This is a genomic window from Microbacterium sp. LWS13-1.2, assembly GCF_040144835.1.
Taxonomy (GTDB): Bacteria; Actinomycetota; Actinomycetes; order Actinomycetales; family Microbacteriaceae; genus Microbacterium.
Genome location: NZ_CP151632.1, coordinates 4,280,092 through 4,303,806 on the forward strand (window position 1 = coordinate 4,280,092; position 23,715 = coordinate 4,303,806).

Consider the following 23,715-nt stretch of genomic DNA (forward strand, 5'->3'; position numbering starts at 1 on the left):
TCACCGAAAGCGAACGGTGGAAACCGCAACCCTCATCATCGTTCTGGTGATCGCGCTGGCGCTGTTCTTCGATTTCACGAACGGCTTCCACGACACGGCGAACGCGATGGCCACGCCCATCGCCACCGGTGCACTCAAGCCCAAGACCGCGGTGCTCCTCGCAGCGGTCCTCAACCTGGTCGGCGCGTTCCTGTCGACGGAGGTGGCTCAGACCATCTCGGGCGGGATCATCAACGAGGAGCAGATCTCCCACGACATCTTCCCGGAGATCATCCTCGCCGGCCTCATCGGCGCAATCACCTGGAACATGCTCACGTGGCTGCTGGGGCTTCCCTCATCGTCCTCACACGCGCTGTTCGGCGGGCTCATCGGCGCCACGATCGTCGGCGTCGGCGTCACGGCGGTCGACTTCGGTGTCGTGATGTCGAAGGTGATCCTGCCGGCGTTCATCGCCCCGGTCACCGCCGGGCTCATCGCCTTCACCGCGACGAAGCTCGCCTACGCGCTCACCCGGCGCTACGACAGCAAGCCCGACGGGCGCGACGGCTTCCGCTTCGGGCAGATCTTCACGTCGTCCCTGGTCGCTCTGGCGCACGGCACGAACGACGCGCAGAAGACCATGGGCATCATCACGCTCCTGCTCATCACGGCCGGCCTGCAGTCCGCCTCGAACCCCGAACCGCAGACCTGGGTGGTGTTCGCCTGCGCGATCACGATCGCCCTCGGCACCTACATGGGCGGCTGGCGCATCATCCGCACGCTCGGCAAGGGGCTGACCGAGGTCAAGCCGGCTCAGGGCTTCGCGGCCGAGGCGTCGACGGCCTCGACGATCCTCGCCTCGAGCGCCCTCGGCTTCGCGCTGTCGACCACCCAGGTCGCGTCGGGCTCGGTCATCGGATCCGGCCTCGGGCGCCGGGGTTCCCAGGTGCGGTGGCGCACGGCGGGCCGCATCATGGTGGGCTGGGTCCTGACCCTCCCTGCCGCGGGCGCGGTCGGCGCCGTGGCTGCTCTGATCGTCGTGTGGCTGCCCGTCTGGGGCGTCATCATCGACGCCGTGCTCGCCGTCGCGATCATCCTGTTCCTCTTCCTGCGCTCGCGCCGCGACGAGGTGACGGCGGCGAACGCGATGAGCGAGGTCGCCGACTCCGGCCGCGCGGTCAAGGTCAAGCGCAACCCGCCGCCCACACGCCGCCAGCGTGCCATCGCCCGTGAAGAGGCGCGGCGCGTGGCAGCCGCGCAGACCGCGGCCAATACCGCGGCGAAGAAGGCGGCGAAGGCCGCCGAGCGATCCGCGAACGGCCCGAAGAGCGGAGGCCCGCGATGACCATCCACTGGGAATCGTTCGTACAGGTCTTCATCGCGGCCTTCACCTCGGCCGTCCTCGTCGTCGGCTTCTACGCGCTCGGCCTGCGTCTCCTCGTGCGCGCCGGCCGCGCGCCGGTCGTCGCGCCCGCCGAGTTCACCGACGCCATCACCGTGATCACCGAGAAGGAAGCGCGCCGCGCCGAGAAGGCTGCCGCGAAGGCCGCCAAGCGCAGTCCGCTGACCGATGGTCAGAAGCGTGTGGCCCTCGTGGCCGCCTATCTCTGCTTCGGCGTCTGCGCCGCCGCCGTCCTCGGCGGGCTGCTCCTCATCCTGTTCAACCACTGAGGCGCAACGGCCGTCCGCTGCATGAGCGGTGTCGGCACGAGCGCCTAGGCTGGGGCCCATGGTCCCCACGCCCGCTCCCGGCGCCGCCGGTGCATCGCCCGAATCCGCCGGGCGCGTGGGTTCCGACGCGTCCGTGCAGTTCGGTCAGCATCCGGCCGCCCGGCGCACGCTGCTGCACATCAGCGACACGCACCTGCTGGCGGGCAACCCGCCGCTCGGCGGGCGCTTCGACACCGCGGCGAACCTGGCACGGACGCTGGTCGCGGTCGAGGCCACCGGCATCCGTCCCGATGCGATCGTGTTCACGGGCGACCTGACGGATCTCGGAGAGCCGGCGGCCTACCGGGCCCTGCGCGAAGCCGTCGAGCCGGTCGCCGAGCGCCTCGGTGCTCCCGTGGTGTGGGTGGCAGGCAACCACGACGAGCGGCCGGCGCTGCGCCGCGACCTGCTCGGACTCGAGCCGACCCAGGAGCCCGTCACCGGAGTGTGGGATCTCGGCGGCCTGCGGCTCATCGGGCTGGACTCGACGGTGCCCGGCTGGCACCACGGCGATCTCGACACCGCACAGCTGGAGTGGCTGCGCGCCGTGCTCGAGACCCCTGCCCCGCTCGGCACGATCCTCGCGCTGCACCACCCGCCGCTGCCGTCGCATGTGCCCCTGTTCGACATCCTCGAGCTGCGAGACCAGGGGCGCCTCGCCGAGGTGATCGCGGGCACCGACGTGCGCGCGATCCTCGCAGGGCACCTGCACTATTCGACGAGCGGCACGTTCGCGGGCGTCCCCGTGAGCGTCGCCGCCGCCACCTGCTACACGATGAATCTGGCGCGGGCCGCGGTCGACGTGAACGGCATGGATGCCGGCCAATCCTTCCACCTCGTGCACGTATACGACGACACGATCACCCACGCCGTCGTCCCCGTCGTCGAGGCGCCCACCGCCGACGTCTTCTCCGCGGAATGGGTGGAGCGGATGTCGCGGCTCACGCCCGAGCAGCGGCTCGAGACGTTCTCACGCAAGCCCCACTGAGCGCGCGCGAACTCCGCCGGCGGGCCGCCGCCGTGTACGCGGCGACCCGGTTCGCTGTACGCCGCGTATAGGCCGGCGCGAAGGTGTCGCGAGTAGTCTCGAAGCATCCCGGCACACCGCTGTGAACGACCCACGAGGACACCACACACATGTCACTGGACGCAATGACGCGAACCCGCATCGAGACCGACTCCCTGGGATCCCTGGAGATCCCCGCTGACGCGTACTGGGGCATCCACACCGCCCGCGCGCTGGAGAACTTCCCGATCTCGAAGAGGCCGATCTCGGTCTATCCCGACCTGGTGCGCGCGCTCGCCATGGTGAAGCAGGCCTCCGCCCGCGCGAACCGTGAGATCGGGGTGCTCGATCCGGCCAAGGCCGATCTCATCGATCGTGCCGCGCAGCTCGTCATCGACGGGCAGTTCCACGACCAATTCGTCGTCGGCGTGATTCAGGGCGGCGCAGGCACCTCGACGAACATGAACGCGAACGAGGTCATCACCAACATCGCCCTCGAGCTCGCGGGGCGACCGAAGGCCGACTATGCGTTCCTGTCGCCGATCGACGACACCAACCGGAGCCAGTCGACGAACGACGTCTACCCGACCGCGGTCAAGGTGGGGCTCGGTCTCGACCTCAAGACCCTGCTCGAAGAGCTCGACCTGCTGCGCCGGGCGTTCCTGTCCAAGGCGGTGGAGTTCCACGACGTCCTGAAGGTCGGCCGGACGCAGCTGCAGGATGCTGTGCCGATGACCCTCGGCCAGGAGTTCCACGGCTTCGCGACCACGCTGGGCTACGACCACCAGCGCCTCACCGAGAACGCGTACCTGCTCTACGAGATCAACATGGGCGCGACGGCCATCGGAACGGGCATCACCACCGACCCGTCCTACGCTCCAGTGGTGCTGCGGCACCTGCGAGAGATCTCCGGCCTCGACCTCGCGACCGCGAACGACCTCGTCGAGGCGACGAGCGACACCGGTTCGTTCATGTCGTTCTCGGCGTCGCTGAAGCGCAACGCGATCAAGCTGTCGAAGATCTGCAACGACCTCCGGCTGCTCTCGTCCGGCCCGCAGGCCGGGTTCGGCGAGATCAACCTCCCGGCTCGCCAGGCAGGCTCGAGCATCATGCCCGGCAAGGTCAACCCGGTCATCCCCGAGGTCGTCAATCAGGTGGCGTTCGCCATCGCCGGCGCCGATCTGACCGTCACGATGGCCGTCGAGGGCGGCCAGCTGCAGCTGAACGCGTTCGAGCCGGTGATCGCGCACTCGATCTTCCAGTCGATCACCTGGCTACGCCAGGCCATCCTCACGCTGCGCGTCAACTGCGTCGAGGGCATCACTGCGAACCGCGAGCGTCTCGGCGCCATGGTGGGCTCGTCCGTCGGCGTGATCACGGCGCTCACGCCGTTCATCGGCTACGCGGCCGCGGCGGCACTGGCCAAGACGGCGCTGCTCACCGGCCACAGCGTCGCCGACCTCGTCGTCGAGGCGGGTCTCATGTCACGCGAGCAGGTCGCCAAGCAGCTGTCGCCCGCCCGACTCTCCGGGCTCGAGACGGTGACCGCCGCGATCCCGATCCAGCAGGCACCGGAGAACGTGGTCGTGGAGCAGGCCGCCGACTCTCGCTGATTTGTTGCCGCAGGCGGCTCCGGATCGATAACGTCAGGAGACTCGAACGAAAGGCGAGAAATGACCGATCCGCAGAACCCGGCCGCACCCGAGCCGCCTCAGCAGCCCGCGTCGGAGCCGACTGCGCCTCAGCCCCCCGCCGATGCGCCTGCCGCGCCCGCAGAGGCGCCCGCTCCCGCCGCGCCGGAGTACGCGGCCCCCGCCGAGCCGGAGGCCGCGCCCGCCGCTCCCGAGTATGCCGCCGCGCCTGCCGCGCCGGAGTATGCCGCCGCGCCGGCCGGCCCCGCCCAGCCCGACTACGCCGCAGCCCCGCCTGCGTACGCGGCGGCCCCGCCGGCCGCCTACGGCGCGCCCGCGGACGCTCCGGTGCCCGGCAAGACCCTCGGCATCGTCGCCCTCGTCGTCGTGTTCTTCGCGTCGCTGGTCGGCCTGATCCTCGGCTACGTCGCGCGCTCGCAGAGCAAGAAGGCGGGGGTGAAGAACACCCCCGCGAAGGTGGCGATCATCCTGGGCTGGATCTTCCTGGTCCTCAGCATCATCGCGACGATCATCATCGTCATCGTGCTGGTCAACGGTGCCGGCGCGGCCCTGCAGGAGCTGTGCGAAGGGATGGCTCCCGGAGAGTACGAGCTCAACACCGGCGGCACGATCACCTGCCCGTGACCCGCTGAATCAGCTGCACGCGATGCCCCCGCTCCCGATCGGAGCGGGGGCTTCGTCGTGCGATCAGCCGTGGATGCGGCAGTGGGTCGTCAGTGCGCCGATGCCGTCGATCCCGACGGTGACCGTCGAACGGTCGCGCAGGAACACCTGCGGATCGCGCGAGTAGCCGGCGCCTCCGGGGCTGCCGGTCGAGATGAGCGTTCCGGGCAGCAGGGTCGCCGATTTCGACAGGTGCGAGATGAGCGTCGCGACGGGCCGCACCATCTGGCCGGTCGTCGCATCCTGCAGGGTCGTGCCGTCCAGCACGGTCCAGATGTGGAGGTCCTGCGGATCGGGGATCTCGTCGGCCGTGACCACGAACGGGCCGGTGGGCGTGAAGCCGTCGAACGACTTGCAGCGCGACCACTGGGCCTCGGAGTACTGGATGTCGCGCGCCGTGATGTCGTTGACCACGGTGTAGCCCCACACGTGGTCGAGTGCGTCGTCGGGGGAGACGTCCTTCGCCGGGGTGCCGATGATGACCCCGAGCTCCGCTTCGTAGTCGACGGACTCGCTCAGCGAACGCGGCCAGATCGTCGTGCCGTCGTGCCCCGCCAGTGAGTTCGGCCAGAGGACGAACACGGTCGGGGTGGAGTCCGTCATCAGTCCCAGCTCGCTGGAGTGCGCGGCGTAGTTCAGGCCGATCGCGAGGATCACGGGCGGTGTCAGGAGCGCCGACGCGAAGCCCATCGTGTCGAGCGGATGCCGCGTGCCCCGGCCCGCGGCATCCCGCACGCGTGCCAGCAGCGCGTCGCCGCCGGCGATCAGCTCTTCGAGGACGCGCGGAGCTCCGTCGAACAGTGCCTCCACGAGGATCGCCTCGTCGCCCTCGATGAGTGCAAGCTTCGGTTCGGCCGACCGCGGCGGCACGACATGGGCGAAGCGCATTCCTCCAACCTAGCCGGACGCCCGCGCCGACGGGCGACCTGCACTCGCGCGGCGGTGGAGCGTTGTGCGGCCATAGGCTGAGCGCATGACGCACGACCCCGGTGCCGCCCGGCCGCGGCCCTCGCTCACTCCGCCCGAGTTCGCCTCCGCCCTCGCGCAGCCGCGCAACGCGACTCCCGCGACGATCGCGCCGCCGGCGACCTCGCCGGCCCCGGTGCAGATCCCCACCGCGGTGGCGCCGCGCCGCGGGCGCACGGCGTCGATCTGGATCGTCGGCATCCTCGTCCTCATCCTGATCGCCCTCATCGGCTACTTCCTCAACGCGCTCGGACCGGGCGCCTCGCTGATCGGGATGCTGCTGGCAGTGGTGCCGCTGATCGGCGTGCTGTTCGCCGTGCGCATCGTCGACCGATGGGAGCCCGAGCCGCGCTCGCTGCTGATGCTGGCGGTGGGCTGGGGCGGCATCGCCGCCGTCGGCATCGCACTGGGCATCGACCTGCTGCTGTCGATGGCGTTCGGCCCCGCCACCGGCGCCCGCGAGGTGCTCCAGACCGTAGTGCAGGCCCCGGTCGTCGAGGAGTTCGCGAAGGGCCTCGGGGTCTTCCTCATCTTCGCGACCGCGCGACGCGCCTTCGACGGCCCGGTCGACGGCATCGTCTACGGCGCGCTCATCGGGGCCGGCTTCGCGTTCACCGAGAACATCCAGTACTTCGCGGTGAGCTTCATCCAGGGGGGCGCTGCCGAGACCTCGATGACGTTCTTCCTCCGCGGCATCCTGTCGCCGTTCGCGCACGTGATGTTCACCAGCGTCACCGGCTTCGCGCTCGGCCTCGCCGCACGCCGCGGCCTCTCGACCGGGCAGGCCGTCGGTCCCTGGCTGGTCGGGCTTGCCGGCGCCATCGCGCTGCACGCCTTCTGGAACGGCTCCGCGATGTTCGGCGATTTCTTCGTGCTCTACCTCACGCTGCAGGTGCCCCTCTTCATCGGCTTCATCCTCGGCATCATCGCGCTGCGGCGCGAGGAATCCCGGCTCACGAGGCGCCGGCTCGGCGACTACGCGGCCGCCGGGTGGTTCACGCCGCAGGAGGTCGACATGCTCGCGACCTCGGCCGGCCGCAAGGCGGCGCTGGGCTGGGCGCGCACACTGCGCGGCGACCGCACGGCGCTCATGAGGACCTTCATCGCCGATGCCACCGCGCTCGCCGCCACCCGCCAGCGCGCCATCACCGGCCGCGACCCGCATGCGGTCACCGAGGAACGGGCCCTGCTGGAGAAGACGGCCGCGACGCGCGCGGCGATGTTCGCGCCGTAGGGGCGGACATCCGCGCGATGCGAGTCATATCAAGACTCAGCGCTCGGTGCCGCGGCGATGCCTGCGTGTCTACCGAGCGCTGAGTTGGTCTGCGACCAGGATGCCGGGGGGCCGCGCGAGTGTCAAGAGAACGGTCGGCGGTTCCCCTGACGGCGAACTGATCCGGCATCCGCGATCACGGGATGGTTGGATGGTGTCATGACTGACGACCGCACCAAGCCCGAGATCGACGCACCCGCCGGACCGGCGCCTGCCGACCTGGTCGTCCGCGACATCGTCGTGGGCGAGGGCGCCGAGGCGAAGCCCGGCGACACCGTGACCGTCCACTACGTGGGCGTCGAGTACGAGACCGGCGAGGAGTTCGACTCGTCGTGGAACCGCGGCGAGAGCATCCAGTTCCCGCTGCGCGGCCTGATCCAGGGCTGGCAGGACGGCATTCCCGGCATGAAGGAAGGCGGGCGCCGCGAGCTCGTCATCCCGCCGCACCTCGCGTACGGACCCGCCGGAGGCCACTTCCTCGGCGGCAAGACGCTGATCTTCATCATCGACCTCATCAAGGTCGGCTGAGCCTGTCGAAGACGGACGGAACCTCGTCGTTCGGAGGGGCGGATGCTGCGGCATCCGCCCCTTCGTCGTGTCCGGCATGAGAAATCTTTCATTCACCGGAATAGATATACCCATCGACCGCGTTGACGTCCATCGAGCCCATCGCCGCAGCTGCGGTGATCCACCCCACACGAAGGACGGCCATGACCGACACCACCACGATCGACGTTCCCGGCTACAAGGCAGGCACCTGGGTGCTCGACCCCGCGCACAGCGAGGTCACCTTCAGCGTGCGCCACATGATGATCTCGAAGGTGCGCGGCACGTTCGGCATGAAGAGCGCGACGCTCGTCGCCCCCGAGAACCCGCTCGACGCGCAGGTCGAGGCGAGCGTCGACGTGACCTCGGTCGACACCAAGGACGAGGGGCGCGACAACCACCTCCGCTCCGGTGACTTCTTCGACGCCGAGAACCACCCGACCATGGAGTTCCGCTCGACCGGCGCCCGCATCGCCGACGGCGACTTCCTGGTCGACGGCGACCTCACCATCCGCGGCGTCACCAAGCCGGTGACCTTCGAGTTCGAGTTCGGCGGCTTCGGCACCGACCCGTGGGGCAATTACAAGGCCGGCGCCACCGCGAAGACCGTCGTGAACCGCGAGGACTTCGGGCTCACCTGGAACGCCGCACTCGAGACCGGCGGCGTGCTCGTCGGCAAGGACGTCACCATCACGCTCGAGCTGCAGGGCGCCCTCCAGCAGGACTGACCGCAGCGTCGCAGAAGAGCGGATGCCTCGATCCGAGGCATCCGCTGTTCTGCATGTGCGCGGATCAGCCCGAGACCGACACCGTCTCGCGTACCCGGTCGGTGCTCTCGACGAGCTCGGCATGGACACGTGCGACGCCGCGGCGGGCGACTCTGTTGCGGCGGGCTCATCGTCGGTCAGGTACACCGGCTGGACGATGGTCCAGTCGAGCTCCGATCCCCGTCACCATGCCGTGGGACACGGAGGACGCCCTGACCGCCGCGCTCTACCGCGTCCGCATGCGCGGCGCGTTCTATTCGTGGACGGAAGCGTCCGCGGAGGGTTCCGTGGAGATGCCGCAGTGTCCAGGCACGCTCAGCTTCCACATCGTCGCGCACGGGACGGCGCACCTCGAGGTCGAGGGTGCCGACGCTGTCCCGCTTGATGCCGGGATGCTCGCGCTCGTGCCACGGGGGATCGGGCACCGCATCTCGACGAGTCCCGGTGCGCAGGTCGTCGGACGCGCCGACCTCCTGCCGCAGACGATGCTCGGCGACGCCTTCTCGATGCTGAGGATCGGGCCGGAGGCCGCCGATCCGCCCCTGGCGATGCTGTGCGGTGTGGTCGCGTTCGACTCGCCCGCGGTCGATGACATGCTCGCGGTGCTGCCGTCGGTCGTCATCGTCGACTCGGCCAGGCATCCGGTGATGGCGGCACTCCTGCCGCTGCTCGCGCGCGAGCTGCGGGAGCCGAAGCCCGGGGGAGATGCCGTCGCCACGCCGGCTGGCGGACGTGCTCGTCGTCGAGACCGTCCGGGCGTGGCTGGCCGACCAGGAGTCGGACTCGAGCGGGTGGCTCGCTGCGCTGCGCGATCCGCAGCTGGGCGCCGCACTCGCCGCGGTCCACCGCGATCCGGGACACCCGTGGACTCTCGACGCGCTCGCGCGCCGCGCGACGATGTCGCGCTCGGTCTTCGCGGGGCGGTTCACCGCGGTGGTCAGTACACCGCCGATGACCTATGTGTCGGCGGCGCGGATGCGCGCCGCGCGCGCGATGCTCGCCGAAGGACTCAGCGTCGCCGCGGTCGCCGCCGCGCACGGCTACGGATCCGAGGCCGCGTTCAGTCGCGCCTTCGCGCGCGTGAACGGTGAAACGCCGGGACGCGTCCGCCGGGCCGCGGCCTGAAGCGAGTCGATCGGGCGCGTGTCAGGAGCGCGGTCGCCGGCGCAGCCGGTCCTGCGCGAGCAGGATGCCGAGGAAGACGACGAGTGCCCCGAGGGGCTCGTTCCACGAGATCGTCTCGCCCAGGATGACGACGCCGAGGATGACTCCGACCACCGGCGTGATGTAGGTGACGGTGGAGGCGCGCGTGGGACCCCACGTTCGGACGGTGTTCTGGTTCCAGACGTACGCGATCCCGGTGCCGAGGCAGCCGAGCAGGACGAGGCTCAGGACGATGGGCACGTCGAGGCGTACTGGGGTCAGGACGAGGAACGGCGTGAGCACGACCATCACCGCGCCTGCCATGGCGATGTAGCCGAAAGTGAACGCCAGTGCCGACATCCCCGTGTTCGAGACGAAGCGCCGCATGTACGCGAAGCTGAAGCCGTAGCTCGCGGTCGCCCCGAGGATCGCCAGCTCGGCGACGAGGCTGCCGCCCAGCGCGACGCCTTGCCACGGCGCGATGATCACGATCACGCCCAGGATGCCAACGCCGATGCCGACGACCTGCACCGCCTTGAGGCGCTCCACGCGGAACACCAGCCAGGCCATGATCGCGGTCATGATGGGAGTCGTCGCGTTGAAGATGCTCGCGACGCCCGAGCTCACGTGCTGCTGCGCCCACGAGAACAGCAGGAACGGGATGACGCAGAAGGTCAGCCCGAGCACCGTCAGGTGGCCCCAGACGCGGAGGCTGCGCGAGAGCTGCTCGCGGCGCAGGAGGACGAGCGCGCCGAGCGTGAGGGCGCCCAGCAGGATGCGGGTCCAGGCGACCTGCGCCGGGGAGATGCCGGTCAGCGAGACCTTCATGAAGAGGAAGCTCGAGCCCCATACGATTCCGGCGAGCACGAACTGCACCGTGATCCAGCGCGCGGAGGGCAGTCGCTCTGCGCGTGTCACAGGAGCCGTGTCGGTCGTCGATGCCACGTGGCCACCCTACGGTCGCCCTGCGACGCCGGGGCGCGCGATCGGCTGCGACGTCCGAAATCCGCCGGTCTGCGGCGGTTCGGCTACGTTGCGGCGACGGTCAGGGGACGGGATTCTCGGCGTCGTACGCCCGGATGCCGGCGAGCGTCGACCCGATTCGGGCGTACCCGGGCTCAGCGTGAGCGCGTTCGCCGCGGCATCCGTCTGCTGGTAGACTCTTCAGGTTGCCGTTAGATCGGCCGCGGATAAAGAGAGCTCGCGCATCAGGCGTCGGGCGCCGCGCAACGACGAGAAAGGGGATCCCATCTATGCCACTCGAATCAGACGCCAAGAAGGCGATCATCGAAGAGTACGCGACGCACCCCGGTGACACCGGATCCCCCGAGGTGCAGGTCGCGATGCTGACGCAGCGCATCAAGGACCTTACAGAGCACCTGAAGGAGCACAAGCACGACCACCACTCGCGTCGTGGTCTGTTCCTGATGGTCGGTCAGCGCCGTCGTCTGCTCGGCTACCTCCAGGACATCGACATCAACCGCTACCGGTCGCTGATCGAGCGCCTCGGACTCCGCCGCTAAGGCATCGCGCACCAGCGTTCTATCGCGCGAAACATTCTTGGAAGGCCTCCCCACGGTGTGGGGAGGCCTTCATCTTTTCCGCTGATCGCTGAGCCCGCGGGGCTCGCCTCACGCCTCGCGCTGCGAGGCTGCCGACCGCGACGGGCGGGCGGATGCGCGTGACGCCTCGAAGCCGAGTGGCAGCTGCGACACCGTATCGAGGCCGGTGAGCGTGACCCATCCCTCCGCCAGGAGTGCGGCGTCGCTGCCGGGCTGCGGGGTGTTCGGCAGGTCCTCGACCGCCAGGCGGATGTGGCCGGCGTCCCGTTCGCTCAGCGTCGTCTGCACGATGCCGAAGGGGGCGAGGGCGGCCTCGACCGCCCCGCGGTTGTCCGGCGCGTTCGGGACGTTGACGTTGACGACGGTCCCGCGTGGCCGCTCGAGCAGGAACGGCAGGACGCCGATCGCGGCGGCGGAGGCGGCATCCCAATGGAACTGCTCCGGATTCATGCCGACGTCCAGTGACACCGCGGCCGCCCATGCCCCGTTGAGACCGCCGGTCAACGCAGCGCCCACGGTTCCGGAGTGCAGGATGGCGCGGCCGACGTTCGCGCCGTGATTGACTCCCGACAGCACGAGCTCGGCCGGGTCGCCGAAGGCGCCGTGCGCCGCGATCAGGGCGATGAGACCCGGGCCGCCGCGCACCGCGAAGGCGGCGATGCCGTCGAGCCCGGGAAGCTCGCGGCGCTCGATCGCGATACGGCCATCCTCCTCGGCGGCCACGATCGACGCGCTGGAACCGCTGGACTGCCGGACGGGCGCCGCGATGGTCACCTCGAGACCGGCGTCACGGGCGGCACGGGCGAGGGAGTGGAGGCCCGGGGCGTCGATGCCGTCGTCATTGGTGATGAGCGTGCGGGTCATCGCGGGTTCCCCGATTCCGCCGTCTCGGGGTGCCCGGCTCGCGGCGAACCGCCCGACGGCGCCCCGTCCGGCGGATGCTCCGCCGGCTCTGCGAGGGCCGCGAGCCCGTCCGGACTGACGTGGCCTGTCACCGGCTGATCCATCCCCGCCTCGGCCTCATCGAGCAGCTGCCGTACCGTCACCGCCGATCGCAGCGCCGCGATCGCGTCGGGATCGCCGGTTCCCAGCCCGTGTCGCGTGACGTTCAGCGCGGCCGCGGCGGCGCCGGTCACGATCGCATCGCGCACGCTCTCGCCGCGCGCGATGCCGGCCGCCACGCCTGCGGTGAGCGAATCCCCGGCGCCGCGCGTGTCGGCGACCTCCAGGCGCGGGGCCGTGATCTCGAGGAATCCGTCCGGATCGAGCAGGAGCATGGGTTCGGGCGAGCGCGAGACGATCACGGCACGCGCCCCCTCCTTCCGAAGGCGCCGCATCGCGGCCATGATCCCCGCTGCGGAGTCGTCGTCGATGCGGCCGTCGCTCGCCAACTCCTCGTCGCTGACCTTGAGCACGTCGACGCCGCCCTCGACGACCGCGTCGAGCCGTGGGCCGGCGAGATCGACGACGACCGTGGCGCCCCCGGCATGGAGATCGGCGGCCAGCCGGCGGTAGGTGTCGGCAGGGAGCGTCTCGTCGCCGGCCGGTCCGCTGAGGATCGCCAGGCCCGACGCGAGTCCCTCGCGGAGGGTCACGCCGTAGAGCTCGTCGAGATCGTGCCGGGCGAGGGGGTCGCCGCCCGTCTCGGCGATGATGCGACGCTCGCCGCCGCGGCGATCGTGCACGTAGGCGGAGCCCTTCCCGGGCCGCTCGACGCCTGCGACGGTGAGGCCCTCGTCTTCCAGCAGATGCCGCAGCATCCGTCCGATCTCGCCGGTCAGACTGCAGCACATCGTCACCGAGACACCCAGCCGCAGCAGCATGCGCGCCTGCCAGACGCCCTGGCCGCCCGCGTGGACATGGATGTCCGGCTCGTCGTCGTGCTCCTCGACGGTGACGGTGAGCGTCGGGGAGGGGGCGAAGATCGTCACGTCGCTCATACCGCCACGCTAGGCGCGCGTCCCGCCGTCGAGGACCCCCTTGCACGGCGCGGGGAGACCTGCAAGAACGTCAGGCGGAGGAGCCCGATGCCACCGCTTCCCGGGCGCTCGGCTCGGAAGCCGCCGCACGCGCCGCCACGAGGTCCGCATGGTAGATCCCGGCGACGTCGGGGTGGGCGCGCAGGCGCGACTTGAGCGCGTTCTCGCCGTAGAGCGCGTGGATCGGATTCGACGGGTCCTGCGTGACACCGCGCGCCTGCGCGGCGAGCTCGTCGGGCAGCTCGATCAGCGGGAGGCGCTTGTCCAGCGCGGGGTTGAAGAAGAACGGGACCGAGATGCGGTCGTCGGGGTACTTCGGCGAGATGACCCGGTGCTTGGTCGCGATCAGGTAGCCCTGCGTGGCGTACTCGAGCAGCTCGCCGATGTTGACGACGAACGCGCCCGGTACCGGGGGCGCGTCCACCCACCGTCCATCACGCTCCACCTGGAGGCCGCCCTTGCCGGGCTCGACCCACAGCAGCGTGAGCACCCCGGAGTCTTTGTGGGCGCCGACTCCCTGCTGGGGGGTCGGGTCCTCCTTGCCGGGGTAGCGGACGATCTTGATGAGCGTGGACGGCTCGCCGAAGTGCTCGTCGAAGTAGTTCTCCGCCGCCCCGAGCGACAGCGCCCAGGCGCGCAGCAGCTTGCGCGCGACGCCCGACAGGTGGTCGTGCCACTCCGTGACGACGTCTCGCAGCTCGGGCTGCGCTTCGGGCCAGAGGTTGGGCCCGATGAGGCGCGCGAAGTCCGGGGCATCGGGCTCCGTCACGGCCACGCGCTCGGGGCCGATGTCGATCTGCTCGCGCCAGTCGACCTTGCCCTGCGTGCGCTCGCCGCCGATGCGCGTGTACCCGCGGAAGTGCGGGCTGTTGACGTTCTCGATCGCGAGCTTGTCGGCTTCGGGGAGGGCGAAGAACTCGCGCGCGGCGCGGTGCAGACGTGCTTCCAGCGCGGGCGAGACGCCGGTGCCGGTGAGGTAGAAGAACCCGACGTCGTGGGTCGCCGCGCGCAGTTCGTCGCGGAACTGCGCGGCCGCCTCGGCACCCGCGTCGAGCCGGGAGAGGTCCAGGATCGGCAGATTGAGCTCGGTCATGAGGCGAGGCTAGGCGGATGCCGCGGCATCCGCTCGGTTTGTTGCGTACCGTTTCCGCCCCCGACGTTCACTTGCGCAGGACGTACGCGACACGCCGGCGTCGCGTACATCCAGTGCAAGTGAACATAGGGGGCGGGGAGGAAGGGGGCGTCAGGCGCGGGCGAAGAACGTGCGGATGTCGGTGACCACCAGCTCCGGCACCTCGAGCGCGGCGTAGTGGCCGCCCGTCTCGAAGCGGCTCCAGTGGACGATGTTCGTGTTGTCGCGCTCGGCGAACACCTTGATTGTCTGGAAGTCGTCCTTGAACACCGCGACGCCCGTCCGGGCGCTGCTCACGCGGGGCTCGGCATCCGCCAGCGCGTTGTCGCGGTAAGCCCGGCTCATGCCGGCGGACGCGTTGGCGAACCACGCGACGCTCACCTCGGTGAGGATGGCGTCGAGGGGGACGAGGCTCGTGCCGTTGCCGAAGGAGTTGAACAGCTCTGCGTAGGCGAGGTGACCCACCGGCGAGTCCGACAGCGCCGCGGCGATCGTCTGCGGCCGGGCGGCGTTCATCGTGTTGTAGGCGCCCACGGACTGGAACCACTGCATGTGCTCGAGCCCGGCGTAGTCCTGGGGCTCCAGCTTCTCGAACTCGGCCGGGTCGCCCGACGGGAACGAGAACAGCTGCAGCACGTGCAGGCCGAGGAACCCCGCGGGATCGAGCAGACCCAGCTCGCGCGCGACCATCGCACCGTTGTCGCTGCCGTGGATGCCGTACGAGTCGTAGCCCAGACGGCGCATCAGCGTGTCGTAGGCGGCGGCGACACGCGCGGTGGTCCAGCCCGGCTGCGTGACCGGCTGGCTGAAGCCGAACCCGGGCGCATCGGGCACGACGACGTCGAAGGCGTCCTCGGCGCGGCCGCCGTGTGCGACAGGGTCGACGAGCGGGCCGATCATGTCGAGGAAATCGACGAACGAGCCCGGGTACGTGTGCGCGAGGATCAGCGGCGTGGCGCCTTCGTGCGGCGAGCGCACGTGCACGAAGTGGATCGGCTGCCCGTCGATCTCGGTGAGGAAATGGGGGAACTCGTTCATGCGCGCCTCGGCATCGCGCCAATCGAAGTCGTCGCGCCAGCGTGCGACGGCATCCGCGAGGTACTGGTGGGGTGTTCCCGACTCCCAGTCATCGGAGGGCGCCGGCTGGGGGAGCCGGGTGCGCGCCAGGCGGTCGGTGAGGTCGTCGAGGTCGGCCTGCGGAATGTCGATGCGGAAGGGGCGGATGGCGGTGGTGGCGGCGGTTGCGGTGTTCATGTCTACGACGCTACGGTCGAAACAGGCAGGTTCTCTTCCTGATATCCGAGATCGACGAAACGAGCGAGATGGCCGACACATCCGCGCGGATGCTCGCACTCCTCGCGCTGCTGCAGAGCCGCCCGCGATGGCCGGGGCCCGAGCTGGCCACGCGACTCGACGTCTCGGTGCGGACCATCCGCACCGACATCGAGCGCCTGCGCTCGCTGGGCTACCCCGTCGAGGCCGAACGCGGCCGCGCCGGGTCGTACCGGCTGGCGGCGGGCGGCAAGCTTCCACCGCTGCTGCTGGACGACGAGGAGGCGGTCGCCGTGGCGATCGGGCTGCGCGTGGCCCGCGGCGTGGCCGGCGTCGACGAGGCGGGCGCCCGCGCGCTCGCGAAGCTGCTGCAGGTGCTGCCCGAGCGCCTTCGGCCCACCGTGGATGCGGTGGCGGCGACCATCGACAGCGGCCCAGAGGACGTCGGCACCGACGCACCCGACCCCGAGGTCGATCCCCGCGTGCTGAGCGCGGTCGCGCAGGCGGTGCACGCGGGGGAGTGGCTGCGCTTCGACGACCGCGGTACGGCTCGACGCGTCGAGCCGTACCGGCTGCTCAGCTGGCAGCGCCGCTGGTACCTCGTCGCGCGCGATCCCGACACCCAGGAGTGGGAGACGTTCCGGTTGGACTGGATCGAGCCGCGTATGCCGACGCGGCGTCGCTTCGACCCCGTGCCGGTGCCCGGGGGAGACTTCACCGCCTTCGCGCTGCGCTCGATCGCGGCCGCCGGGTGGAACGTCCATGCGCGTCTGCGGATCGCCGCGCCTGCGGAACAGGTGATCGCGCGCATCAACCCGACCGTGGGCGTCGTCGAGGCGGTAGGGCGGACGACGTCCGTGCTGGTGACGGGCGCCGACAGCCTCGAGACCATCGCCGCCTACATCGGCATGTTGGGCATGGACTTCACCGTCGACTCTCCGCCCGAGCTCGTGCCGCACCTGCAGCGCCTCGCGGAGCGCTACGCGCGCGCCGCAGGCTGATCGCGAAGGCGCCGTCACGGAAGTGACGCTGCGCCACGCCGGTCAGCCGTTCTGGCGGGGATCGGGTCGGGGCGCCCGTGGTTGCTCGCGCGGCCGGCGCGAACCGGTGGGATCGCTGCGACGACCCTCGCGTCGCGCCAGCGTGCGGTCGGCGAACAGCCACGCCGGGCGCGGCTCGACGAGCGGGCGGAAGACGCGGCGCACCGGGCGCGTCGCCAGCCCCAGTGCGATGAGCACCGAGCCGACGATGACCAGCGGCAGCCAGAGCCAGGTGGGCTCGGCGTTGCGCAGCAGGCCGTTCTCGCGGAACGGGTACAGCACGAACGAATGCAGCAGGTAGACGTACATCGTGTACTGGCCGAAGTGCGTCCACCAGTGGGTGTCGCGCGGAAGCAGCGCGAAGAACGCCGTCGACAGCAGCACCGCCACCATCATGAGGGCGAGGCGCACGCCGCCGGCCCACCACTGGGTGCCGCCGATGGACGAGTAGTTCTCGTCGTAGAAGAGCCATTCCCGCAGGTTCATGGCTCGCCAGTCGTCGACGAAGAACCACGCCGCCCAGGCGGCGATGGCGAACAGGCCGATGCCTCCGGCGAACACCCACCACGGGCGGCGGTCCAGCAGCCGCAGCCGTGCGACGACGTCGTGCTCGCGCAGCCACCAGCCGAGGGTGAAGAAGGGCAGCAGGCCCAGGGTGCGCGACAGCGAGAACGTCGAGTCGATGTTGGGCAGGTAGCCCGCGCCGATCGAGATCACCACCGTCCACAGCAGTGGCCAGCGCAGCAGCGCGAGGTAGGGGAGCACGACGCGGAAGATGCCCAGCGCCAGCAGGAACCAGAGCGTCCACGAAGGCTGGGTGAGGTTGGGGTTGGCCTGCCCTTCGACGAGCCACTTCGTCAGGGTCCACAGTCCCTCGAACACGACGTACGGCACCAGGATGTCGGTGATGACACGCGCCATCTGGGTCTTCGTGGGGGCATCCGACTTGGAGAAGTAGCCCGAGATCACGGCGAACGCCGGCATGTGGAACGCGTACACGACGAGGTAGAGGCTCAGCGCGATGTCGGAGTCGTACGTCAGCCGCTGCACGGCGTGACCGAGCACGACCAGGACGATGCAGGCGAAGCGGGCGTTGTCCCAGAAGGGTGTGCGCCGTCGGGGGCGGGCGATCGACCCCGTCGGGGTGGTCGCCGCGGGGGGAGCGCTGCTGCCGGTCATCGTCACCTCTCGCCGGGGCGCAGACCAGACTATCCGGGGATGATCCGCTTCGCCTCCGCTTGACACCGAGTCCCACGCGGGCTGAGTCTGAGTACGGCAGCGCCGCCGACGTGTGCCAGGAGGAGACCACGATGACGGTGCCCATGCCCTCTGCCCGCGGCGCCCAGCCGGTGCAGGACGCCCCTGCGCGCACGAGCACCGCGACGACAGAAGTCGCGGCCGGCGCGCCGGACGCGCGTCCCGTCGTGCGGATCGGCGGCGGTCTCGTTCGCGGCACCCGCGAGGGAGCGCTCGATCGCTTCCTCGGCATCCCGTACGCCGCCGCGCCCGCCGGCGGTCTCCGCTTCCGCGAGCCACAGGCGGCACCGCCATGGGAGGGGGAGCGGGATGCCTCGGCCTTCGGTCCCACCGCTCCGCAGGCGCCCTATGGCGGCGGCCTCGAGAAGTACCTGCCGACCGTCGAGATCGCCGGCGACGACATCCTCACGGTGAACGTGTGGACGCCGGCCGACCGCCCGGCAGATGCGGCGCTGCCGGTGCTCGTCTTCGTGCACGGTGGCGCACTCACCCGCGGTGCGGCAGCGCTGCCGGCCTATCACGGGCAGACGTTCGCACGGCACGGCATCGTGTACGTCTCGATCCAGTACCGGCTCGGGCAGGAAGGCTTCGCGGTGCTCGACGACGTGCCGCAGAACCTCGGCGTGCTCGACCAGCAGGCGGCGCTGCGCTGGGTGCGGCGCGAGATCGCGGCCTTCGGCGGCGACCCTGCGACGGTGACCGTGATGGGCCACTCCGCCGGCGCCAACACCCTGACCGCACTGCTCGCCCTGCCACACGCCAGGGAGCTGTTCGACCGCGCGATCCTCCAGTCAGGGCCGCTCTCCGCGCAGTCTTCGAAGAAGGCCGGACGCATGACGCGCGAGATCGCGAAGAGGTTGAAGGTCTCCGCGACGCGCGCCGGATTCGCCGCGGTGAAAGCGGAAGAGCTGGTGGCGCAGCAGCGGGCGATCGCCGCGGGCGGCTCGCCGCTCGGCCGCGGCCCCAGCGTTGCGCTCGCCATCGGCGGCGACGCCGTGCCCCGCAATCCCCTCGACGCCCTGCTCGCCGGCGCCGGCCGCGGCATCCCCGTGCTGATCGGCTCCACGAGCGAGGAGTACCGGCTCTGGTTCGTGCCCAGCGGAGTGCTCGACCGGATCACGAATCGCACCCTGGCCCTCGCCCGCCTCGCGTCGCGGGTGCCCTCGCGCATCGTGAAGGCGCACCGTGTCCGCCGGCCCGATGCGACACCGGGCGAGGTGCTCGGTGAGGTGGTGACCGACCTTCTCCTGCGCGGCCCGATCGCGAGGTTCGCCGACAGCCGGACAGACGACCCGGCTGCGCCTCACAGCCGGGTGGTCGAATCGGCAGCCGCCTCCCCGACGTGGGTCTACGAGTTCCGGTGGCGCAGCCCCGTCGACCGTCTGGGCGCCGCGCACGGAATGGAGCTCGGCTTCGTGTTCGATCGCATCGACACGCCCGACGCCGCGGCTCTGGGCGGCCATGCCGGTCCGCAGACGCTCGCCGACGCCATGCACCGCGCCTGGGTGTCGTTCGTGGTCACGGGCGATCCGGGATGGGAGGCCTGGTCGAGCCGGCGGCCGGTGCAGGCGTTCGATGCCGACGGCGGCCACATCGACTACGCGCCGCGTCAGGACGAGCTCGACGGTCTTCCCGAGCGGTAGTCTCACAGTCGCGATGACGACGATCGACGACGCGCTCGAGCGCGACCAGGCCCTCCCCGACCTCGACTGGCACGTGTTCCCCGACGGTACCGAGCGCGATGTGTTCCGTGCCCCGAGCGGCGGCCTCGCCAGGGTCCGTCTGGGCGACCCCGCCGCGCCACGCGTGGTGCTCGTGCCGGGCGTGGCGGGATCGAAGGAGGACTTCGTCCTACTGTTCCCGCTCCTCGCGGCCGCCGGTTACCGCGTCGAGGCGTACGACATCGCCGGACACTACGAGTCGGTGGGCGCGGGGCCGCAGCACCTCGATCCGCCCCGCGAGTCCTACGACTACCCGCTGTTCGTCGACGACCTGATCGCGATCCTCGAAGCCGGCGGACCGGCGCACGTGCTCGGCTACAGCTTCGCGGGCCTGGTGACCGAGCTCGCGCTGGTCGCGCGCCCCGACCTCTTCCGCAGCCTCACGCTGATGGCGGCGCCGCCGGCGACGGGCCAGGTGTTCCGCGGCGTGAAGCACATCGGCCCAATCTCCGACATGTCGCCGCACCGTGCGGCGGGGCTCATCCTCTGGGGCATCCGCTACAACCTCAACCGCACGCCCCCCGGGCGCATCGCGTTCGTGCGCGAGCGGCTCGGTGTCACCGGCCGCGCCTGCATCGACGACGTCGTCGGCCTCATGATGGCCACGCCCGATTTCGCGGACGACATCGCCGGGATCGAGATCCCGAAGCTCATCGCCGTCGGGGAGCATGACCTGTGGCCGCAGGCGCAGCACGACGCCTATGCGCTGCGCATCGGCGCGCGTGTCGCGACTTACGCTACGGGGCACGCTCCCTGCGAGACGGCCCCGCACCAGCTCGTGCGCGACATGCTGCGGCTCTTCGCCGACGCGCAGTGACAGCACGGTCCCCACGGCCCCTCCACTCGGAGAGGCCGTGGGGACCGTTCCCCTGATCACTTGATCGAGCCGCGCGTGACGCCGGAGATCACCCAGCGCTGGCTGAAGATGTAGACGATCAGCAGCGGTGCCATCGCCATGAGGTAGGACGCGAACGCCACGGTGTAGTCCGTGTTGAACTGCCCCTGGAACACGTACTGCGCGAGGGAGAGCGTCCGTGCGGAGGGCTCGGTCAGCACCACGAGCGGCATGATGAAGTCGTTCCACGCCCAGACGCATGTGATGATGCCGACAGTCGCGTTCATCGGCATGAGGAGCGGGAAGATCACCGACCAGAAGATCCGCCAGGTGGAGGCGCCGTCGACCCGCGCCGCCTCCTCGAGCTCGATCGGGATCGAGCGGATGTAGGCCGTGTAGATGAAGATGTTCAGCGACAGCCCATAGATCGTGTAGAGGATGATCATGCCGGCCTGGTTGTCGAGCCCGAGGATCGAGGTCTGCTTGACCAGCGGCAGCATGATGATCGGGAACGGGATGAACAGCGCGGCGAGCAGGTAGAAGAACACGCCCTTGAAGAACGGCCGGTGGATGTTCCGGGCCAGGGCGTACGCCACGATCGAGCTCGTCAGCAGCGTGAACACCACCGAGTCGACGGTGATGATCGCCGTGTTCAGCAGTGCCTGCGGGAAGCTCGTGCGCACCCAGGCGTCGGCGAAGTTCTCCCACCGGATCGGGTTCGGAAGCTCGAACCCGGTGCCCTGCGTCAGCTGATCCGGTGTCTTGAGGGCGACGACGACAGCCAGGTACAGCGGGATCAGCACGGTGAGCGAGCACACCGCGATGAGGGCGGTCGCCCACCAGTTGGTCCTGCGGGTGTCGTCGTCGGGCGCACCGCGCCGCTTGCGGCCGGTGCTGGCCGTGACGGCGTCCACATCCTGTTCCAGCTGTGATGCGGTGTTGGTCATGGTGGTCATCAGAAATCGGCCTCTCTGCGCTGAAGGACCCGGAATTGGAAGAGCGAGACGATCGTGATCACGATGAAGAAGACCACCGCGTTGGCCGTCTGGTAGGCGAACTCGCCGCCCGAGAAGCCGCCCCGGAAGATGAGCAGCGTCACCGATTCGGTCGACGTTCCCGGTCCGCCGTTGGTGAGCGCGACGATCGGGTCGAAGACCTGCAGGAAGCCCTTCAGGCTCAGCACCACATTGATGGTGAAGAAGGCGCCGATGAGCGGGAACGTGATCGAGCGGAACTGCCGCCACGGCGACGCGCCGTCGAGAGACGACGCCTCGTAGAGCTCTGCGGGGATCGTCTGCAGCCCAGAGAGGTAGATGATGATCGCGAACGCGCAGGCCTGCCACACCGCCAGCGCGACGATGGCCGTCCAGGCCCACGTCTCGTTGGTCAGGATGTTGTCTCGGAAGAGCGGGATGCCCGACAGGATCTTCGGCAGCGAGTTCGAGAAGAAGAACTGGAACACGTAGCCGATCACCAGGATCGCCAGGATGTACGGCACGAAGTACACGCCGCGCCAGAAGTTGCGCGCCTTGATCTTGGCGTTGAGTCCGAGCGCGATGGCCAGCGAGTACGCGTTCGTGAGGATTGTCGCGACGATCGCGAACAGGAACGAGAACCCGTATGCCTGCAGCACGCGATCGTCGCGGAACAGGTTGAGGTAGTTCGACAGGCCCACGAAGTTCCAGGCGCCGTAGCCGGCGTAGTTCGTGAAGCTGAAGAAGATGCCCACGACGACCGGCAGGGTGTGGAAGGCGGCGAATGCGATGACCGCCGGCCACACCATCCAGTAGTAGGTCGCGGAGGCGCGGGACGAGTCCGTGCGCGTGCGGGTGGCGCGCTTGCGGGCGCTGCCGGCCGGAGTGGATCGAACGGCTTCGGTGAGGGTGGCCATGTCATTCTCCCGTCACGGGGATCGTGCGGGCGGCCACTTTGGCCCACTCGCTGTCGAGGGTCTGGAGCGCCTTCTCGGTGTCTCCGTCGAAGAGGAACTGCTGGTCGGTGGGGATCAGCGGGACCGCCGGCGGGATCTGGTGGTCGATGAAGCCGGTGATCCTCTGGTCTTCGAAGAAGGGCCGCACGGACTGCAGTGCGGGATCGTCGCTGAGCTCGGCGTCCTCGACCGAGGGCACCATGTTCTGCGATTGCGCGAAACGCTCGATCACCTCGGGCTGGAACACGTAGTCGATGAATCGCATCGCCGCATCGTGCTTCGGGTTGTCCTTGCCGAGGGTGAACACCACGTCGACGCCCGAGACGAGCAAACTCTCACCGGGCTCGTCCGTGGGGTAGGGGAAGATCCCCATCCGGATGTCGGAGTTCACCTGCTTGATCGGATTGGTGGCCCAGATGCCCTGCAGCAGCATCGCGGACTCGCCACGCGCGAACGCCGCGTTGCCGTCGTCGTACGTCTTTCCGCGATAGCCCTCCTGCATGTACGAGTAGAGCTGGTACTGCCGATCCATCGCCTCGGTGAAGTCCTTCTCGAACGACACCTCGGATTCCGGGCCCACGTCCGCGCCCTGCTCGCGCATCTTGTCGAAGAATCCGTCCTGCGCGGGATACGCGCCGAGGGCGTTCCACGAGGGGATGCCGGTCCACGAGTCGGCCAGGGTTCCGTAGAACGGCTGGATGCCGGCATCCATGAGCGCATCGCAGACGGCGATGAGCTCGTCCCACGTTTCGGGGACCTCGAGGCCCTGCTGGTCGAAGATGTCCTGGTTGTAGATGATGCCGTTGGCGTTGTTCACGTACCCGAGGCCGTTCACCTCGTCCCCATATGTGCCCAGGTCGGCGAGGATCTCCTGCACAGCCGGGTTGATGGTGTCGAGCACCGGTTCTTCCGAGAAGTCGTAGAACACCCCGGCTTGGGCGAGCCGGCCGAAGTTGCCGTTGGCGTTGAGGGTGATGACATCGGGGACGCGATCCTTCACCAGGAGCGTCCGGATCGCGGTGTCCGCGTCCGCCACCTGGTTCTGCACGACGCGGATGTCGGGGTTCTCCGCCTCGAAGTCCGCGATGATCTCGTTGAAGTCCTCGAGCGCCTCGCCCTTGAACTGGAAGAAGTTCAGGGTCGTGACGCCGTCGGCCGGCTGTTGTGCGCAGCCGCCGACGGCGGCGGCCGTTGCGGCGATGGCGGCGACCGCGAGCGGCCGGATCCATCGTCGGTGAGTGGTTCTCATCGTGCGCCTCCTTGCGCGTGGGGTGGGAAGAAG

General features: G+C 69.7%; 23 protein-coding genes and 1 pseudogene. 14 read left to right on the forward strand and 10 right to left on the reverse strand.

Going from position 1 to position 23,715, the window contains the following annotated elements; genetic code table 11:
* The first annotated feature begins 16 nt into the window (after positions 1–16).
* The 5 genes from MRBLWS13_RS19690 to MRBLWS13_RS19710 all read left to right on the forward strand — a co-directional run bounded on the left by MRBLWS13_RS19690 (position 17) and on the right by MRBLWS13_RS19710 (position 4,971).
* A complete protein-coding gene (locus tag MRBLWS13_RS19690; protein WP_349427003.1) occupies positions 17–1,324 on the forward strand; it encodes an inorganic phosphate transporter in 1,308 nt (435 codons plus the stop codon).
* A complete protein-coding gene (locus MRBLWS13_RS19695) occupies positions 1,321–1,650 on the forward strand; it encodes a peptidase (RefSeq protein WP_331908233.1) in 330 nt (109 codons plus the stop codon). Before MRBLWS13_RS19690 ends, MRBLWS13_RS19695 begins: the two co-directional genes overlap by 4 nt.
* 58 nt (positions 1,651–1,708) lie before the next feature.
* Positions 1,709–2,677, forward strand: coding sequence for a phosphodiesterase (locus tag MRBLWS13_RS19700; RefSeq protein ID WP_349427004.1), 969 nt, complete (start codon positions 1,709–1,711; stop codon positions 2,675–2,677).
* A gap of 149 nt (positions 2,678–2,826) precedes the next feature.
* A complete protein-coding gene (locus MRBLWS13_RS19705; RefSeq protein ID WP_349427005.1) occupies positions 2,827–4,308 on the forward strand; it encodes an aspartate ammonia-lyase in 1,482 nt (493 codons plus the stop codon).
* Positions 4,309–4,368: 60 nt separating this feature from the next.
* Complete coding sequence (locus MRBLWS13_RS19710) at positions 4,369–4,971, forward strand: DUF4190 domain-containing protein (RefSeq protein ID WP_349427006.1); 603 nt, start codon at positions 4,369–4,371, stop codon at positions 4,969–4,971.
* Between the two features lie 63 nt (positions 4,972–5,034).
* On the opposite strand, the gene MRBLWS13_RS19715 is transcribed toward MRBLWS13_RS19710, so the two are convergent.
* Positions 5,035–5,898, reverse strand: a complete 864-nt coding sequence (locus MRBLWS13_RS19715) for a fumarylacetoacetate hydrolase family protein (RefSeq protein WP_349427007.1) — start codon at positions 5,896–5,898, stop codon at positions 5,035–5,037.
* An 85-nt stretch (positions 5,899–5,983) separates the two neighbouring features.
* Here MRBLWS13_RS19715 and MRBLWS13_RS19720 point away from each other — a divergent pair, with 85 nt between their 5' ends.
* From MRBLWS13_RS19720 to MRBLWS13_RS19740, 5 genes and pseudogenes are all read left to right on the forward strand, one after another.
* A complete protein-coding gene (locus MRBLWS13_RS19720) occupies positions 5,984–7,210 on the forward strand; it encodes a PrsW family intramembrane metalloprotease (protein WP_349427008.1) in 1,227 nt (408 codons plus the stop codon).
* 198 nt (positions 7,211–7,408) lie between these two features.
* Positions 7,409–7,777: an FKBP-type peptidyl-prolyl cis-trans isomerase gene (locus MRBLWS13_RS19725; RefSeq protein ID WP_331912438.1), complete on the forward strand. Its 369-nt coding sequence runs from the start codon at positions 7,409–7,411 to the stop codon at positions 7,775–7,777.
* A gap of 182 nt (positions 7,778–7,959) precedes the next feature.
* The gene (locus tag MRBLWS13_RS19730) at positions 7,960–8,523 is read left to right on the forward strand and encodes a YceI family protein (RefSeq protein ID WP_308869745.1); all 564 of its coding nucleotides are present in this window, start codon (positions 7,960–7,962) and stop codon (positions 8,521–8,523) included.
* Between the two features lie 278 nt (positions 8,524–8,801).
* A pseudogene (locus MRBLWS13_RS19735) lies at positions 8,802–9,218 on the forward strand (cupin domain-containing protein); the annotation flags it as partial.
* 49 nt (positions 9,219–9,267) lie between these two features.
* Positions 9,268–9,687, forward strand: coding sequence for an AraC family transcriptional regulator (locus MRBLWS13_RS19740; protein WP_349427009.1), 420 nt, complete (start codon positions 9,268–9,270; stop codon positions 9,685–9,687).
* Between the two features lie 21 nt (positions 9,688–9,708).
* Here MRBLWS13_RS19740 and MRBLWS13_RS19745 read toward each other — a convergent pair whose 3' ends face one another.
* A complete protein-coding gene (locus tag MRBLWS13_RS19745; protein WP_349427010.1) occupies positions 9,709–10,650 on the reverse strand; it encodes a DMT family transporter in 942 nt (313 codons plus the stop codon).
* 308 nt (positions 10,651–10,958) lie between these two features.
* On the opposite strand from MRBLWS13_RS19745, the gene rpsO reads away from it, so the two are divergent.
* Positions 10,959–11,228, forward strand: a complete 270-nt coding sequence (gene rpsO / locus MRBLWS13_RS19750; protein ID WP_056121136.1) for a 30S ribosomal protein S15 — start codon at positions 10,959–10,961, stop codon at positions 11,226–11,228.
* A gap of 108 nt (positions 11,229–11,336) precedes the next feature.
* Here rpsO and MRBLWS13_RS19755 read toward each other — a convergent pair whose 3' ends face one another.
* The 4 genes from MRBLWS13_RS19755 to MRBLWS13_RS19770 form a co-directional block, all read right to left on the reverse strand.
* Positions 11,337–12,131, reverse strand: coding sequence for a 5'/3'-nucleotidase SurE (locus MRBLWS13_RS19755; protein ID WP_349427012.1), 795 nt, complete (start codon positions 12,129–12,131; stop codon positions 11,337–11,339).
* Positions 12,128–13,207 (reverse strand): PfkB family carbohydrate kinase, encoded by a 1,080-nt coding sequence (locus MRBLWS13_RS19760; RefSeq protein WP_349427014.1) that lies wholly within the window; start codon positions 13,205–13,207, stop codon positions 12,128–12,130. Before MRBLWS13_RS19760 ends, MRBLWS13_RS19755 begins: the two co-directional genes overlap by 4 nt.
* A gap of 70 nt (positions 13,208–13,277) precedes the next feature.
* Positions 13,278–14,339 carry a 2-oxoglutarate and iron-dependent oxygenase domain-containing protein gene (locus tag MRBLWS13_RS19765; RefSeq protein ID WP_349427016.1) on the reverse strand — a complete coding sequence of 354 codons (1,062 nt, stop codon included), beginning with the start codon at positions 14,337–14,339 and terminating at the stop codon, positions 13,278–13,280.
* A 150-nt stretch (positions 14,340–14,489) separates the two neighbouring features.
* Positions 14,490–15,632, reverse strand: a complete 1,143-nt coding sequence (locus MRBLWS13_RS19770) for an epoxide hydrolase (protein ID WP_349427018.1) — start codon at positions 15,630–15,632, stop codon at positions 14,490–14,492.
* Between the two features lie 68 nt (positions 15,633–15,700).
* Here MRBLWS13_RS19770 and MRBLWS13_RS19775 point away from each other — a divergent pair, with 68 nt between their 5' ends.
* Entirely contained in the window at positions 15,701–16,651 is a 951-nt protein-coding gene (locus MRBLWS13_RS19775) for a WYL domain-containing protein (RefSeq protein ID WP_349427019.1), read from the forward strand.
* Positions 16,652–16,693: 42 nt separating this feature from the next.
* Here MRBLWS13_RS19775 and MRBLWS13_RS19780 read toward each other — a convergent pair whose 3' ends face one another.
* Complete coding sequence (locus MRBLWS13_RS19780; RefSeq protein ID WP_349427020.1) at positions 16,694–17,869, reverse strand: acyltransferase family protein; 1,176 nt, start codon at positions 17,867–17,869, stop codon at positions 16,694–16,696.
* Between the two features lie 131 nt (positions 17,870–18,000).
* On the opposite strand from MRBLWS13_RS19780, the gene MRBLWS13_RS19785 reads away from it, so the two are divergent.
* Both MRBLWS13_RS19785 and MRBLWS13_RS19790 read left to right on the forward strand, forming a co-directional pair.
* The gene (locus tag MRBLWS13_RS19785; RefSeq protein ID WP_349427021.1) at positions 18,001–19,590 is read left to right on the forward strand and encodes a carboxylesterase family protein; all 1,590 of its coding nucleotides are present in this window, start codon (positions 18,001–18,003) and stop codon (positions 19,588–19,590) included.
* Positions 19,591–19,603: 13 nt separating this feature from the next.
* Complete coding sequence (locus MRBLWS13_RS19790; protein WP_349427022.1) at positions 19,604–20,485, forward strand: alpha/beta fold hydrolase; 882 nt, start codon at positions 19,604–19,606, stop codon at positions 20,483–20,485.
* A 56-nt stretch (positions 20,486–20,541) separates the two neighbouring features.
* Here the strand turns inward: MRBLWS13_RS19790 and MRBLWS13_RS19795 are convergent, their stop codons facing one another.
* Genes MRBLWS13_RS19795 through MRBLWS13_RS19805 form a run of 3 tightly spaced genes read right to left on the reverse strand, consistent with a single transcriptional unit; the run spans position 20,542 to position 23,682 of the window.
* On the reverse strand, positions 20,542–21,450 hold the full coding sequence (locus MRBLWS13_RS19795) for a carbohydrate ABC transporter permease (RefSeq protein ID WP_349427023.1): 909 nt from the start codon (positions 21,448–21,450) through the stop codon (positions 20,542–20,544).
* Between the two features lie 8 nt (positions 21,451–21,458).
* Positions 21,459–22,394 carry a sugar ABC transporter permease gene (locus MRBLWS13_RS19800; protein ID WP_349427024.1) on the reverse strand — a complete coding sequence of 312 codons (936 nt, stop codon included), beginning with the start codon at positions 22,392–22,394 and terminating at the stop codon, positions 21,459–21,461.
* A 1-nt stretch (position 22,395) separates the two neighbouring features.
* Positions 22,396–23,682, reverse strand: coding sequence for an extracellular solute-binding protein (locus tag MRBLWS13_RS19805; protein WP_349427026.1), 1,287 nt, complete (start codon positions 23,680–23,682; stop codon positions 22,396–22,398).
* Between the last annotated feature and the right edge of the window lie 33 nt (positions 23,683–23,715).

Coding starts and splice junctions, on each gene's coding strand:
- MRBLWS13_RS19795 (WP_349427023.1), bottom strand. CDS start 21,450: ATGACCAACACCGCATCACAGCTGGAACAGGATGTGGACGCCGTCACG.
- MRBLWS13_RS19700 (WP_349427004.1), top strand. CDS start 1,709: ATGGTCCCCACGCCCGCTCCCGGCGCCGCCGGTGCATCGCCCGAATCC.
- MRBLWS13_RS19755 (WP_349427012.1), bottom strand. CDS start 12,131: ATGACCCGCACGCTCATCACCAATGACGACGGCATCGACGCCCCGGGC.
- MRBLWS13_RS19730 (WP_308869745.1), top strand. CDS start 7,960: ATGACCGACACCACCACGATCGACGTTCCCGGCTACAAGGCAGGCACC.
- MRBLWS13_RS19770 (WP_349427018.1), bottom strand. CDS start 15,632: ATGAACACCGCAACCGCCGCCACCACCGCCATCCGCCCCTTCCGCATC.
- MRBLWS13_RS19705 (WP_349427005.1), top strand. CDS start 2,827: ATGTCACTGGACGCAATGACGCGAACCCGCATCGAGACCGACTCCCTG.
- MRBLWS13_RS19720 (WP_349427008.1), top strand. CDS start 5,984: ATGACGCACGACCCCGGTGCCGCCCGGCCGCGGCCCTCGCTCACTCCG.
- MRBLWS13_RS19715 (WP_349427007.1), bottom strand. CDS start 5,898: ATGCGCTTCGCCCATGTCGTGCCGCCGCGGTCGGCCGAACCGAAGCTT.
- MRBLWS13_RS19710 (WP_349427006.1), top strand. CDS start 4,369: ATGACCGATCCGCAGAACCCGGCCGCACCCGAGCCGCCTCAGCAGCCC.
- MRBLWS13_RS19790 (WP_349427022.1), top strand. CDS start 19,604: ATGACGACGATCGACGACGCGCTCGAGCGCGACCAGGCCCTCCCCGAC.
- MRBLWS13_RS19785 (WP_349427021.1), top strand. CDS start 18,001: ATGACGGTGCCCATGCCCTCTGCCCGCGGCGCCCAGCCGGTGCAGGAC.
- MRBLWS13_RS19775 (WP_349427019.1), top strand. CDS start 15,701: ATGGCCGACACATCCGCGCGGATGCTCGCACTCCTCGCGCTGCTGCAG.
- MRBLWS13_RS19800 (WP_349427024.1), bottom strand. CDS start 22,394: ATGGCCACCCTCACCGAAGCCGTTCGATCCACTCCGGCCGGCAGCGCC.
- MRBLWS13_RS19760 (WP_349427014.1), bottom strand. CDS start 13,207: ATGAGCGACGTGACGATCTTCGCCCCCTCCCCGACGCTCACCGTCACC.
- MRBLWS13_RS19695 (WP_331908233.1), top strand. CDS start 1,321: ATGACCATCCACTGGGAATCGTTCGTACAGGTCTTCATCGCGGCCTTC.
- rpsO (WP_056121136.1), top strand. CDS start 10,959: ATGCCACTCGAATCAGACGCCAAGAAGGCGATCATCGAAGAGTACGCG.
- MRBLWS13_RS19725 (WP_331912438.1), top strand. CDS start 7,409: ATGACTGACGACCGCACCAAGCCCGAGATCGACGCACCCGCCGGACCG.
- MRBLWS13_RS19805 (WP_349427026.1), bottom strand. CDS start 23,682: ATGAGAACCACTCACCGACGATGGATCCGGCCGCTCGCGGTCGCCGCC.
- MRBLWS13_RS19740 (WP_349427009.1), top strand. CDS start 9,268: ATGCCGTCGCCACGCCGGCTGGCGGACGTGCTCGTCGTCGAGACCGTC.
- MRBLWS13_RS19765 (WP_349427016.1), bottom strand. CDS start 14,339: ATGACCGAGCTCAATCTGCCGATCCTGGACCTCTCCCGGCTCGACGCG.
- MRBLWS13_RS19780 (WP_349427020.1), bottom strand. CDS start 17,869: ATGACCGGCAGCAGCGCTCCCCCCGCGGCGACCACCCCGACGGGGTCG.